Origin of the sequence: Cecembia lonarensis LW9, from assembly GCF_000298295.1 — a bacterium.
GTDB classification, from domain to species: domain Bacteria; phylum Bacteroidota; class Bacteroidia; order Cytophagales; family Cyclobacteriaceae; genus Cecembia; species Cecembia lonarensis.
On record NZ_AMGM01000045.1, the window covers coordinates 23,862 to 36,509 of the forward strand.

Genomic DNA, 12,648 nt, shown 5'->3' on the forward strand with positions numbered 1-12,648 from the left:
ATTGAAAAAGAATCTCTTATTCTGCCATATTTTTTGAATATTGGTTTTTTATTGATTAACCCCTTTGATATGATGAGTAACAGACGATCCTTTCTCAAAAAAGCCTTAGCTTCTTCTTCTTTTTTATTGCCTGCAGGCATGATGCCAGCTTTTGGCCAATCTCAATATCGGAATACTAATGAGAAATTCAAACCTTTGATACTTTCCACTTGGGACCATGGGATGCCGGCTAATGATAAAGCCTGGGAGGTCTTGATGGAGACGGGGGATTTGGTGTCCGCAGTAGAAGAGGGGGTGATGGTGACTGAATTGGATATGGATAACCTGTCTGTAGGCCTGCAGGGATTACCTGATAGGGAAGGTATTCCAACTTTGGATGCTTCTATCATGAAAGGTGATGGTTCCTGTGGTTCTGTGGCCTTTGTCAGGCAGGTCAGGCATCCCATTTCTTTGGCGAGAAAGGTCATGGAGGAGACCCCGCATGTGATGCTTGCCGGCGAAGGTGCAAGACAATTTGCCATAGCACAGGGATTTCCCATGGAAGAAGAGGTGTTGAGTCCTAAAGCGGAGGAAGCTTATCAAAAGTGGAAAGTAGAGTCCAAGTACAAACCCATCATTAACATTGAAAATCATGATACCATTGGCATGATTGCTTTGGGGGCAGATGGGAAACTGGCCGGTTCCTGTACAACCTCTGGTTTGGCCTTTAAAATGCATGGAAGGGTAGGGGACAGTCCCATCATTGGGGCAGGTCTTTATGTAGATGATGAGGTGGGTGCCGCTACGGCCACTGGATTGGGTGAATCCATTATCCGCATCTGTGGCAGCTTTTTGATTGTCGAGCTGATGCGTCAGGGGCGCACACCGCAGGAGGCCTGTGAGGAAGCGGTCAGGCGATTGGTTGCAAAAAACGAGAAAGACATCAAGGATATCCAAGCTGGATTTTTGGCCATAAATAAGGATGGGGAATATGGCGCTTATGCGGTTCAAAAAGGCTTTACTTATGCCATGCATCATACCGGGGGCAATGCGCTTTTAAATGCTGGTTACAAATTTTAGGATATGGTTTTAGAAGCACCTGTTTATACCGTAGAAGCAGCCTTATTGGCTGAGCAGTTTGGCATCCATAGAATAGAGCTTTGTTCCGATTTTGGGGAAGGTGGAGAGACACCTTCAGTAGGCAACTTGTCATTTCTTAAAGAAAAAATCCAGATTCCTATTTTTGTAATGATTCGGCCTAGAGGGGGTGATTTTGTATATACGCCCGAGGAGTTGGAGGTCATGCAAAGAGATATTCAGATTTTGAAATCTTATGGGGCTGATGGTTTTGTTTTTGGTGTTTTGGATCAGCAAGGGCATGTAGATAGGGAAGCCTGTAAGGTCTTAATTGATGCAGCCGAAGGAAGTCCCTGTACTTTTCATAGGGCCTTTGATATCTGCCGTAATAAGGAAGATGCTATTGAAACCCTCATTTCACTTGGGTTCAAACGAATACTGACTTCTGGAGGAGAAAATACGGTTACTGCCGGTCTGTCCAATATTTTAAATTTTTTAAAACAAGCGGCTGGAAGGATTATCATCATGCCTGGCGGAGGTTTAAAAGTGGAGCACCTTGGTCCATTAAAGGCTAGCGGTGAGTTGAGAGAAATTCATGCGAGTTGTAAATCATTCAGGCCTACGATAAGTAAATACGCCCACCCCAGTGTTCAGTTGTCCCCGGATAAACAGGCTTTTCAACAAGTATTGAGCATTGATAAAAGGCAGGTTGAAGCATTCTTGAAACAGATGGTGCTGTAGCCTTAGGGTAGAAAAAATAGTCAAAATCAGAAATTTTAAATTTTACGTGATATCATAAAAATATTAAAATTAAGTGTATTGTATCGGTATTAAATTTTAATTAGAAATTTCGTTTTGATTTTAGTGTAAAAATTTGTAATTTATTCGATACACTCAAACTCAAAATAACTATGGTGAAAAGTTTTCAGGGCGTAAGGATAGCAGAGCCCAAAAAAAATAACCTTCCCGTACTGGTCAAAGACCATATGAGTACCAGTTTGGTAACATTTCATGCAGAGGATTCCATTGACCACGTCCTGGAGGTCCTGACCAAGAGAAAGATTTCAGGCGCACCGGTGGTGGATAAAGAGGGGCGGTTGATTGGAATTATTTCGGAAGTGGATTGCTTAAAAGAAATTATCAAAGGCAAGTATTCCAATACCCCTAAATTTCCCGGTACAGTGGCAGACCATATGACAGAGGATGTAATTACCCTTTCTCCTGACTTGAGTCTCTTTGATGCTGCGCAGAAATTTCTAGATCTGAAAATAAGAAGGTTTCCTGTGTTAAAAGATGGAAAATTGATCGGTCAGATATCCCTCTCAGATGTTATAAGGGCTTTTCCCAAATTGAGATCTACTACTTGGTAGACTTCAAAAAATAAAAGTGGCTGTTTTCTCTTGCCATACAGCCACTTTCTATTTATTTTAATTTTTTTGTTGTTACCTTCTTAATTCAATTTCGATATCAGCAAACTCCTTGATGTTTCTGGTTATTCTTGAATAAATCTCCCTATTGCTGTCTCTTTTGATGAGCATGACGCCATCGGTCAATGTTGCATTTTCAAATTTTGAATCGGAAACACCTCTAAACCAATTCACTGCATTGATTTCGAAGAGAGCCAAAGGATTGTTTCTGGCATCTATTGTGAAATATCCCCCATCCTTAGCTTCAATTTCTACTTCAAAATCAATGTCATCTCCATAATATTCGAAAACCACTGGGATAGCAGCGCCACCTTGAGAAGCATAAGTTCCTTCGATATAAATGGAAGGTTCATTTCTATAATCAATCAGGTCCAGTTCCAGTTCAATTTCTTTGTACTCACCGGCTTCGATGTTGATAAAGAAGTCAACAGATTCATCAAAGTCATTGAAGCTTACTTTTCTTATATCCCTGAATTTGATTTCAATTTCTTTCTCGAAGCTTCCAATATCATTTTGACCTTCTACTTCAAGTTCCAGTTCTTTGATCTGAATGAACCCGTTTTCAATTGTCAGGTTACTGTTTTTAATTCTTGCATTTGCAGCACTTGCGGTACTGTTATTCAAAACAAAAGCAAGTCCTAATTTTCCTTCGCCGGTTCCAGGGATTTCATCCTCATTGTTGCAGGAAGTAAAAGCAAAAGTTACCGCGATTGCTAGTATGGCTAAAATCGTTTTTGAAGTCTTCATAATAGTTTTAATAGATTAGGTGAATAAACCCATTGGTTGCTGTATTCAAAAGATTTTACTTAATTTCATTTACAAAATTTGAGCCAAAATTTCACAGTGTACCTTTCATTCATTCGATTTTTTTGAGAAAGTTTTACATTAGAAAAAATATATATTTTCTTGATCCATCTCAAAAAGTCGGTGAATGGTCGGAGTTTACACGGGAGATGGTCGGGAGGTCTACGGGTTAGGACAGGGGATTTTGGTATCAATTATACATTTAATAGCTTTTTCTTAAACTATCGAGTTGAACAAAATCCTATTTCACTACCATAATTTTGATCTTAAGGATCTCAAAGGGTCCTTTTTCTGTCCTGAAATAAATGATATCTTACACAATTTACATCATGCTTATTTCGGTTCTGCTTTAGATATACCCCGCTAATTTATAGGTTATTAAGCCGATCCATTCTTTAAACAATTTCTGCCAGAGCAAAATGGATTGGGGGCTGGGAAAGAGCAGCTGTGGGATGCTAAAGTGGATGTCTTCTGCGTAATAGTCCACTGGGAAAGTGTACACCGGAATACCGACTTTGTCAAAACAACCCTTGGCCCGCTTCATATGGAATGCTGAGGTGATCAGTAAGTATTCCTCTTTATCAAAGTCAGCATTTGATTGGGTCAACATTTCCTTGGTAAACAGTGCGTTTTGTCTGGTGTTTTTTGCTTCCCTTTCTATCAGGATATCATTCGGGTCAACACCCGCGATCAGCATAAAGTCTCTCAACAATTCAGCTTCGGTATTGGGATTGGTAGGGTTTAATCCCTGCCCACCCGTGATCAAAACCCTCTGAATTTTGCCCAATTTGTACAATTGTACGGCATGCGTGGCCCTGTCAGCCCCTTTGTTGAACAGGGTACGGTCATCCACCGTCTTGCTCAGGTTGGTCACTCCGGTCAAGACTATTCCCATTTCAAAATCCGGCAATGTTGCTATTGGTTTGAGCTCATCTTCCCATAGGTGCATGGCCAAATTGGAAAAGAACTGATTGGAGAAAAACAACAGTAAGATGATGCCTGTGATTTGAAGCTTTCGGCCTATAGGTTTTTTCCTCCAGATAAAACCAAGGATTAATGCAATTAAGATGATGGTCAGGGGCATGACCAAAAAGCTCAAAAACTGAGAAAGGTAGAAAAACATAACATATCAAATTTTCCAGCAATATAATCAATGGCCCGGAATAGGTGGGAATGGAAATGGGATCGCAGGTCTAAATAAAAAATAAGGAAATAGAAAGTACAACCAAAATGCCAAAAATGAACAGCACAGCCTTCCTTGAAAACTCATGTGCTTTTTTTCTTTCAAATCTTTCAGTAATCATTTCGTCGTACATTTTGGGTTCATTAAGTGTGACTCTGGCAACCTTTGAATTATAGGGATTATCAGCCATCCTGCTTCTTTTTGAAAGAATGTTCCTGTTGTCTTTCGACGATTGTGCCATAGTAAAAGCTGAAGTTCCTCCTGCCATAATTCTAAAATAAGTAAAAAAACATTTTTTTCAAAATTTTCACCTGCTAACAATATTTTGGATTTATTTCCAAAAGGCCGTATCATAGAATCTGCTATTGCTTATTTTTGCTGCATGACATCTACCAAACCAAATCTATTGCCTTTGTTGGAGAAACTGGCCGGTCAATTAAAGGGAGAACTGAAAATTGATAGCCTAACTAAAACGCTTTACGCTACGGATGCCTCAGTTTATCGGGAAATCCCTTTGGCGGTGGCTTTTCCAAAAACAGCTGAAGATATCCAGCAATTGATTCAATTTGCAGGGGCACATGGTACCTCTTTGATTCCAAGAACAGCAGGCACATCTTTAGCAGGCCAATGTGTTGGAAATGGCATAGTGGTAGATGTTTCCAGGCATTTCACACAAATTATTGAATTCAACAAAGAGGAAAGGTGGGTAAGGGTCCAACCGGGAGTCGTAAGGGATGAACTCAATAGGTTCCTCAAACCTCATGGACTTTTCTTTAGTCCCATTACCTCCACAGCCAATAGGGCCATGATAGGGGGAATGGTTGGAAATAATTCCTCAGGAACCACTTCCATTGTCTATGGTACCACCAGAGATAAAGTTTTGGAATTGAAGACTTTTCTTAGCGATGGTTCAGAGGCCATTTTTAAGAATATGGACAAAGCGGGTTTTGAGGCCAAGTGTGCATTGGATAACCTGGAAGGGGAGATTTACAGGCAGCTTCAATCTTCGCTTTCTGACCAACAGGTTCAGGAAAATATTGCAGTCAATTTCCCCAAAAAATCCATACACAGAAGAAATACAGGCTATGCGGTGGATGCCTTGTTGGAGACTGAGGTTTTTTCCTCACAGACATCACCTTTCAATATGTGCAAGTTACTTAGCGGATCGGAAGGTACTTTGGCATTTACCACAGAAATCAAACTGTCCTTAGATCCCTTGCCAGAGCCTGTTGACATTGTGGTGGCAGCTCATTTTCATTCCATCAATGAAAGCATGAAGGCTGCCCAGGTGGCCATGAAGCACACGGCTACTGCTGTAGAATTGATGGATAAGATCATTTTGGACTGCACCAAAGAAAGCTTGGAATACAACAAGAACAGGTATTTCGTAGAAGGAGACCCAATGGCTTTGCTGATGGTTGAGTTTAGGGGGAAATCTGAGGAAGAGGCCAGGGCCAAAGGGAATAAATTGATTGAAGATCTAAAAATGGCCAATTTGGGATATGCTTTTCCTGTGATTGACCCAAGTCTGACAGCATCTGCATGGGCTTTGAGAAGCGCAGGTTTGGGGCTATTGGCGAACATTCCCGGTGATCCCAAGGCGGTAGCCTGTATTGAGGATACGGCTGTTGATATTGAGGATCTTGCCAATTACATCGATGAGTTTGATAAAATGATGGAAGCATATGGACAAAAACCTGTGCATTATGCCCATGCCGGCGCTGGCGAAATCCATTTGAGGCCGATTTTGGACTTAAAGAAAAAAACGGATCAGGAAGCATTCTATCAGATCTCTTTAGATGTGGCCAAGTTGGTAAAAAAATACAATGGTTCATTATCCGGTGAGCATGGAGATGGAAGGGTGAGGGCACCTTTTATCCCTTTGATGGTTGGCGAGGAGAACTACCAATTATTCAGAAAAATCAAATATACCTGGGATCCGCAAAATATATTCAACCCCGGGAAAATTGTGGATACTGCCCCAATGAACACTTCTTTGAGATATGAAGCGGATGTAGAGACTCCGGAATATGATACCTTAATGGATTTTTCAGGTGTCGGAGGGATACTCAGAATGGCTGAAAAGTGTAATGGAAGTGGGGACTGTAGAAAATTGCCAAGCTCAGGCGGTACCATGTGCCCTAGCTATCAGGCCAGCAGAAATGAAAAAGATACGACAAGGGGCAGGGCCAATGTGCTCAGGGAGTTTCTTACCATGGATCAAAAGCCTAACCCTTTCGACCATCCCGAAATCAAGGAGGCTTTAGACCTTTGTCTTTCGTGTAAGGGTTGTACCGCAGAATGCCCTTCCAATGTGGACATGGCCAGTATGAAGGCAGAATTTCAATACCAATACCATAAAACCCATGGAGTGCCCCTAAGGTCAAAGGCATTTGCCCATATCAATGAGCTGAATAAATTGGCTTATTTGACCCCTTTTCTTGCAAATTTCACCCTAAGTAATAAGTTTACGGGTGCATTGATGAAAAAAGCATTGCGCGTTTCGCCACAGCGTGAACTGCCCCGCATTCATCCAACAAGCTTATACGATTGGTATAGAAAAAATTACCATCAACTGCCTCAGCCGAAAAAAATCATCAAAAGTGTTTACCTTTTTGTGGACGAATTCACCAATTATAATGACACACCCATTGGGATTATGGCCATTCAGTTATTAAGAAGACTGGGTTATGAGGTAAAGATGGTCAAGCATGAAGAAAGTGGGCGATCAGCGATTTCTAAAGGTTTATTGGAAAAAGCTAGGAAGCATGCCGATGCCAATGTAAGGATCTTTGCAGACCTGGTGGATGGAAACAGTCCGCTGATAGGTATTGAACCCTCAGCCATCCTCAGCTTTAAAGATGAATATCCGCGTTTGGTAAGTCCGGAACTGGTCGAAAAAGCGAAAAAGCTAAAGTTTCACACCCAATTGATCGATGAGTTTTTAGGGAAAGAAATTGCCAATGGAAATATTACGGAAGACGCTTTTACAGAGGAATCTAGGTTGATCAAACTCCATGGTCATTGCCATCAAAAGGCACTTTCTTCCCTTAACTGGACCCAAAAATTATTGTCTTTGCCGAAAAACTATAACGTGCAGCTCATTCCATCTGGTTGCTGTGGCATGGCAGGTTCATTTGGCTATGAAGAAGAACATTATGAACTCAGTATGCAAATTGGTGAGATGGTATTGTTTCCTGCCGTAAGGGAAGCTTCAGAAAATACCTTGATTGCTGCCCCTGGCACTTCCTGCCGCCATCAGATCGCTGATGGGACAGGAAAAAAGGCCTTACATCCAGTTGAGATCCTTTACCAGGCGCTAAAATAACAAGTCATAAGGGTGCTCAGTTATACCGGCCATTGCTCTAGCCTATAGGCACTGTCCCAAAACATCCATTCCAGTCGGCTGGCCATTTCAAAGGCCTTAAACATGGTTTCTTGTGTGCTTGAACTTGATTGTGCTGCCAGTTCGTCTGTAATGGCAATGGCTTTGTGGACAGATGCGGCAAACTCTTCCCCAGCATAGGTGTCGATCCAGTTCTTATAGGGGTTGTTTTGGACTTCGGACTGTTGCTCAAAAATATGATCTCCAACTTTTTTGTAAATCCAAAAACAAGGAAGTACCGCTGCTACTGCCACAGCTACATCGCCATATTTTGCTTCTTTCAGGAGGTAATTGGTATAAAGCAGGCAGCTTGGGCTAGGTTCAATGGTATCAGGAATGCCCAGCGTTTTGAAATAGCCTTCATGTAAAGCCCTTTCCACCACAATAGCCCCTGCCGCAAATTGGGCGAAATCCAGTACATGTTCCATTTTGTCCATACGCCCAGAGATTGTGCTCAGGGCCTTGCCAAATTCGCCCAAATAGTAGGCATCCTGGGCCATATAAAATTTGAACTTTTCCACAGGAAGATTGCCCTGCGTCAACTCTTTGTTGAAAGGCAAATCGAGAATTTTTTCGTAAAGCGGAGTAATACGTTCCCAGGTTTTAGCGGTCCATTTCATGGATGATTTGTGGTTGAGGTTGATAGAAATGATTAAGAGGGCCATTGCCATGGCCTGTTTTAATATCTTTGCCGGATTCTAAGGCTCCAAAAATATATTTTCTTGCTTTTTCTACGGCTAGGGATAGGGTATTCCCTTTGGCCAGTTCTGCAGCAATCGCCGAAGATAGGGTACAGCCGGTTCCATGCAGGTTGGTTGTGTTGATATAAGGACTTTCGAAAAATTGTACTGACTGATTTTTCTGGAAAAGAATATCCCGGATGACAGGACTGTTTAGGTGACCTCCTTTTATCAATACAGCCTGACACTGCATGTCCATGATAGCTTTTCCTGCCTGATTCATTTTATCAACCGTATCCACCTTGTATCCCGTCAGTACCGCTGCTTCATCAAGGTTAGGTGTAATCAAACTGGATAAAGGGAAGAGTTTTTCTTTTAAAAGCGCTACGGTGCCATCTGCTATCAATCGGTCTCCGGAAGTAGCTACCATAACAGGATCAAAAACGAGGGGGATTTGAGGAAATTTTTTAAGGATATGGGCCAATACTTCCACCACCTCTGGTTGATTGACCATGCCTATTTTGATGGCTCTGGGAGGAATATCTTCCAAAACAGTAGTCAGTTGGGCTTCAATATGGGCAGCTGGGATAGGATGTATATCCCTTACCCCTTGGGTATTTTGTGCGGTGGTGGCTGTAATGACCGTCATGCCGTAGCAGCCCAAAGCAGCAAAGGTCTTGAGGTCTGCTTGTATCCCGGCCCCTCCGCTACTGTCTGAGCCAGCAATGCTTAACACTGGAATGTAGGTATTTACCATAGTTGATGATTTAATCCTGCTTCAATTTTTTTTCTAAACGCCTCAGCTGCATGGGCAGGACTTGGTGCGCTGCAGATCCCAGATACCACTGCAAGGCAGTCTGCACCGTGGCTAATGATAGCCGCTGCATTTTCTGTTTTCACGCGTCCTATGGCGACCAAAGGTTTTTCCGTAACCCTTCGCAATTGGGCCAGTCCATTCAGTCCCCATTCAGTTTTGGTATCCATTTTTGTTGGGGTAGCATAGATGGGGCTCACTCCATAATACCAGGCTTCTTCACTATGAGGCTTTTTTAAGTCCTCCATCCTTTCCAAAGAAAGGCCCATTGGTATATGGGAACCTAGCAAAGTTCTGGCTTCCAAAATTCCGGTGTCTTCCTGTCCTATGTGAAGTCCTTGTGCATCGACTTTTTTGGCTACTTCAACGGAATCGTTGATGATCAGGGGCACATGGTTTTGATCACAAATGGTCTTGAGTTTTTCTGCTTTCCTGATAAAATCGTCAGCAGAAAGGGATTTTTCCCGGAGTTGGACAATATCAACACCACCTTTAATGGCCTCTTCTACCACCCAGAAAAAATCCCGTCCAAGACATAAGGCCTCATCCGTCACCAAATACAGCCTATAAGGGAAAGGGGTTTGGTTCATGGATACACTATGATCATTCTTTCTTCAAACTCTTCTGGCTTAAGGTTGTACAAGGCATCATAGAAATGCAGTTGTAATGTTCCCGGTCCCTCGGCCTTTTCTGCAGCGATATCACCGGCCACGCCCATAAGTGCCATGGCAGCAGTGCAGGCGAGCAAAATATCCTTTTCTATGGCTACCATGGCTCCGGTCAAAGCTGAAGCCGTACAGCCCATACCTGTCACTTTTGCCATGATAGGGTTGCCGTTTTTTACTTTTGCCAACCTATCTCCATCAATAATATAGTCTACTTCTCCAGAAATTACCACAGTAGCACCGGTTTGCTTTGAAAGTTGTATACCTGCTTCCAAGGCCTCATCGGAGGAATTGGTGCTGTCTACCCCTTTGCTTTGGATGTTGAACTGGGCCAAGGCCATAATTTCTGAAGCATTTCCCCTGATTACCGTTGGTTTTAATGTCAGCAAACTGGCCAATACTTCATTTCTGTACGGTGTAGCCCCTGCACCCACCGGGTCCAATATCCAGGGTTTTTGGATGTCATGGGCATAGGCTGCAGCTTTGATCATGCTTTCAGACCAATATTCATCTAAGGTGCCAATATTGACTACTAAGGCTCCGACAATATTGACCATATCCTTGACTTCAGGCTGGGCATGTGCCATGATGGGAGAGGCACCTGCTGCCAAAAGTGCATTGGCTGTATTGTTCATGACAACATAGTTTGTAATGCTCTGTACAAGAGGGGATTGATTTTTTAATTTTGATAACAATTCGCTGATCTGCTCCATAAAATTTTCATTTTTGATAGTTTTTGAAACTTTAGGAGCAGGAAAAGTAGAATGGAATATACAATACCATTCTTCGGTAATCACTTTTTCCTTCGTCGGTATGATCCGTATCAGGTTCAAAGGGTTTGATCTCAGCCCTGAAGGCACCCCTAAAGTTTCTATTCAGTATTTGCAACACTATATAAAGCAAAAATGGTTCATGTTTTTTGAAACATGAACCATTTTTGTAACTTTTTATTGAAATCAAATTTTCACTTTCCCTTTGGCTACTTGCCTGGCTAAAATCAGCGCATTGTAGGCGTTGACTATTTTTCCTGATTTGGATATTTCCTGCAGGTTGAGGGGCTTGGAAGGATTTGTCCTCAATGTTACTTGTATTGGAACTTCCAGGCCTGATTCCATGATGATTCGCTTCACTTGTGCGGCTGTCAGTTTGGGGTAATAAGTCCAGATGAGGGCAGCAACACCTGCCACAGCAGGAGCAGCCATGGAGGTACCGCTTTGGAATTCATATTCATTGCCCGGCATGGTGGAGTAAATCTGTGCCCCAGGGGCAAATACATCCACGTTATTGGCACCATAGTTAGAGAAAGGGGCAACCATACGCGGTCCATACTGACTACCTAGTGCGCCCACAGTAATCACATTGTCCACGAATTCTCTGCCGTTTTGAAATTTGTGGTCATTTGGGAAATTAGGGTTTTCAGGATCATCCAGATCCATACCATCGTTCCCTGCAGCATGGACAATCAGGACATTGTTGAGGGCAGCATACTCCAGGGCTTCATACACCCATTCTGCATTGGGTGAAAAACCTTTCCCAAAGCTTGCATTGATGATCTTGGCCCCATTGTCTACAGCATAGCGAATCCCCAGGGCTATATCTTTATCGTATTCATCTCCATCGGGTACTGCCCTGATACTCATAATCTGCACATTGTCTGCTACGCCTTTGATTCCCAATTCATTCTCTCTGTCAGCAGCAATAATGCCGGCCACATGGGTCCCGTGACTTTCATCCAAAGTAACAATGTTAGGATTGCCGTTGCCATAATTTCTGTCGCTGTAATCATAAGGGTCATCTCCCACCACTGCCCTACCATCAAACTCGAGGTTCAGGTGATACTTGAGTTTTCCGGAATAATATTCCTCTGCTCCTTCCAAATCTTCCATGAGGGCATTTAAACTACCCGACATGGACAGCATGTTGGTAAGAAAGCTGAGCGCTTGTTGGATTTCCGGCGTTTCGGCTTCCAATCCGGACAATTCTTCAGGTTCATAGGTGGGTTTACCCAAAAGTTGCTGGGCAGTATTGTCGGCCAATTGGATGACAGATTTTAGTTCCTCTATTCTTGCCAGTGTTTCCTGTGTATTGGATACTTCCTCATCATATTTCTCCCTTGCTTTTTGCTGATAGTTATCGTCTCCGAGCCCAAGACTTACGATTCTGGTGTATTCCAACCGCTCATGATAAGATTCTCCCAAAAAATTATACCCATGGACATCATCCACAAAACCATTGCCGTCATTGTCTGTGTTGGTTCCGGCAATTTCCTTAGGGTTAACCCATAGGACCGGTTCCAAGTCTTCATGGCCAAGGTCTATTCCTGCATCCAATACAGCCACAATGATTGGTTTTTTCTTCTTTTTCCTGATCAATTCTTCATAGGTCCTATCAACACTCATTCCAGGGATAGTATCCCGAAGTAAGTCCAGGTGCTGCCAGTTTTCCATTTCCCATTCCTGAAGAGGGGTGTTTTTTAAAGTTAAATTTTGTGGCACTGTCAGTGATGTAGAAACGGGTTTTACAGCACTACAAGCCGCCGATAAAACCAGCACTATTCCCAAGCATAGCCTGGATGTTTTTCTAGGGTTCATTCCAATCATGTTCATGTATTTTCTTAAATGCCATCAAATAAAA

General features: G+C 42.6%; 12 protein-coding genes and 1 riboswitch. Of the genes, 4 read left to right on the top strand and 8 right to left on the bottom strand.

Going from position 1 to position 12,648, the window contains the following annotated elements:
- Positions 1 to 69: 69 nt before the first annotated feature.
- The 3 genes from B879_RS13420 to B879_RS13430 all read left to right on the top strand — a co-directional run bounded on the left by B879_RS13420 (position 70) and on the right by B879_RS13430 (position 2,426).
- The gene (locus B879_RS13420; RefSeq protein ID WP_009185733.1) at positions 70 to 1,059 is read left to right on the top strand and encodes an isoaspartyl peptidase/L-asparaginase family protein; all 990 of its coding nucleotides are present in this window, start codon (positions 70 to 72) and stop codon (positions 1,057 to 1,059) included.
- 3 nt (positions 1,060 to 1,062) lie between these two features.
- Positions 1,063 to 1,797 carry a copper homeostasis protein CutC gene (locus B879_RS13425; RefSeq protein ID WP_009185734.1) on the top strand — a complete coding sequence of 245 codons (735 nt, stop codon included), beginning with the start codon at positions 1,063 to 1,065 and terminating at the stop codon, positions 1,795 to 1,797.
- A 170-nt stretch (positions 1,798 to 1,967) separates the two neighbouring features.
- Entirely contained in the window at positions 1,968 to 2,426 is a 459-nt protein-coding gene (locus B879_RS13430; protein WP_009185735.1) for a CBS domain-containing protein, read from the top strand.
- Between the two features lie 72 nt (positions 2,427 to 2,498).
- On the opposite strand, the gene B879_RS13435 is transcribed toward B879_RS13430, so the two are convergent.
- The 3 genes from B879_RS13435 to B879_RS13445 all read right to left on the bottom strand — a co-directional run bounded on the left by B879_RS13435 (position 2,499) and on the right by B879_RS13445 (position 4,738).
- The gene (locus tag B879_RS13435; protein WP_009185736.1) at positions 2,499 to 3,230 is read right to left on the bottom strand and encodes a hypothetical protein; all 732 of its coding nucleotides are present in this window, start codon (positions 3,228 to 3,230) and stop codon (positions 2,499 to 2,501) included.
- A 406-nt stretch (positions 3,231 to 3,636) separates the two neighbouring features.
- Complete coding sequence (locus tag B879_RS13440; RefSeq protein WP_009185737.1) at positions 3,637 to 4,410, bottom strand: YdcF family protein; 774 nt, start codon at positions 4,408 to 4,410, stop codon at positions 3,637 to 3,639.
- Between the two features lie 70 nt (positions 4,411 to 4,480).
- Positions 4,481 to 4,738 carry a hypothetical protein gene (locus B879_RS13445; RefSeq protein WP_009185738.1) on the bottom strand — a complete coding sequence of 86 codons (258 nt, stop codon included), beginning with the start codon at positions 4,736 to 4,738 and terminating at the stop codon, positions 4,481 to 4,483.
- 114 nt (positions 4,739 to 4,852) lie between these two features.
- Here B879_RS13445 and B879_RS13450 point away from each other — a divergent pair, with 114 nt between their 5' ends.
- On the top strand, positions 4,853 to 7,798 hold the full coding sequence (locus B879_RS13450; RefSeq protein ID WP_040400671.1) for an FAD-binding and (Fe-S)-binding domain-containing protein: 2,946 nt from the start codon (positions 4,853 to 4,855) through the stop codon (positions 7,796 to 7,798).
- 20 nt (positions 7,799 to 7,818) lie between these two features.
- Here the strand turns inward: B879_RS13450 and tenA are convergent, their stop codons facing one another.
- The 5 genes from tenA to B879_RS13480 form a co-directional block, all read right to left on the bottom strand.
- A complete protein-coding gene (gene tenA, locus B879_RS13455; RefSeq protein ID WP_040400673.1) occupies positions 7,819 to 8,475 on the bottom strand; it encodes a thiaminase II in 657 nt (218 codons plus the stop codon).
- Positions 8,459 to 9,292: a bifunctional hydroxymethylpyrimidine kinase/phosphomethylpyrimidine kinase gene (gene thiD / locus B879_RS13460; RefSeq protein ID WP_009185741.1), complete on the bottom strand. Its 834-nt coding sequence runs from the start codon at positions 9,290 to 9,292 to the stop codon at positions 8,459 to 8,461. Before thiD ends, tenA begins: the two co-directional genes overlap by 17 nt.
- Entirely contained in the window at positions 9,286 to 9,939 is a 654-nt protein-coding gene (thiE, locus tag B879_RS13465) for a thiamine phosphate synthase (protein ID WP_009185742.1), read from the bottom strand. The genes thiD and thiE overlap by 7 nt, the downstream gene beginning before the upstream one ends.
- Complete coding sequence (thiM, locus tag B879_RS13470) at positions 9,936 to 10,727, bottom strand: hydroxyethylthiazole kinase (protein ID WP_009185743.1); 792 nt, start codon at positions 10,725 to 10,727, stop codon at positions 9,936 to 9,938. Before thiM ends, thiE begins: the two co-directional genes overlap by 4 nt.
- Before the next feature lie 70 nt (positions 10,728 to 10,797).
- Positions 10,798 to 10,888, bottom strand: a riboswitch (TPP riboswitch).
- An 82-nt stretch (positions 10,889 to 10,970) separates the two neighbouring features.
- Positions 10,971 to 12,605 carry a S8 family peptidase gene (locus B879_RS13480; RefSeq protein ID WP_202949637.1) on the bottom strand — a complete coding sequence of 545 codons (1,635 nt, stop codon included), beginning with the start codon at positions 12,603 to 12,605 and terminating at the stop codon, positions 10,971 to 10,973.
- Between the last annotated feature and the right edge of the window lie 43 nt (positions 12,606 to 12,648).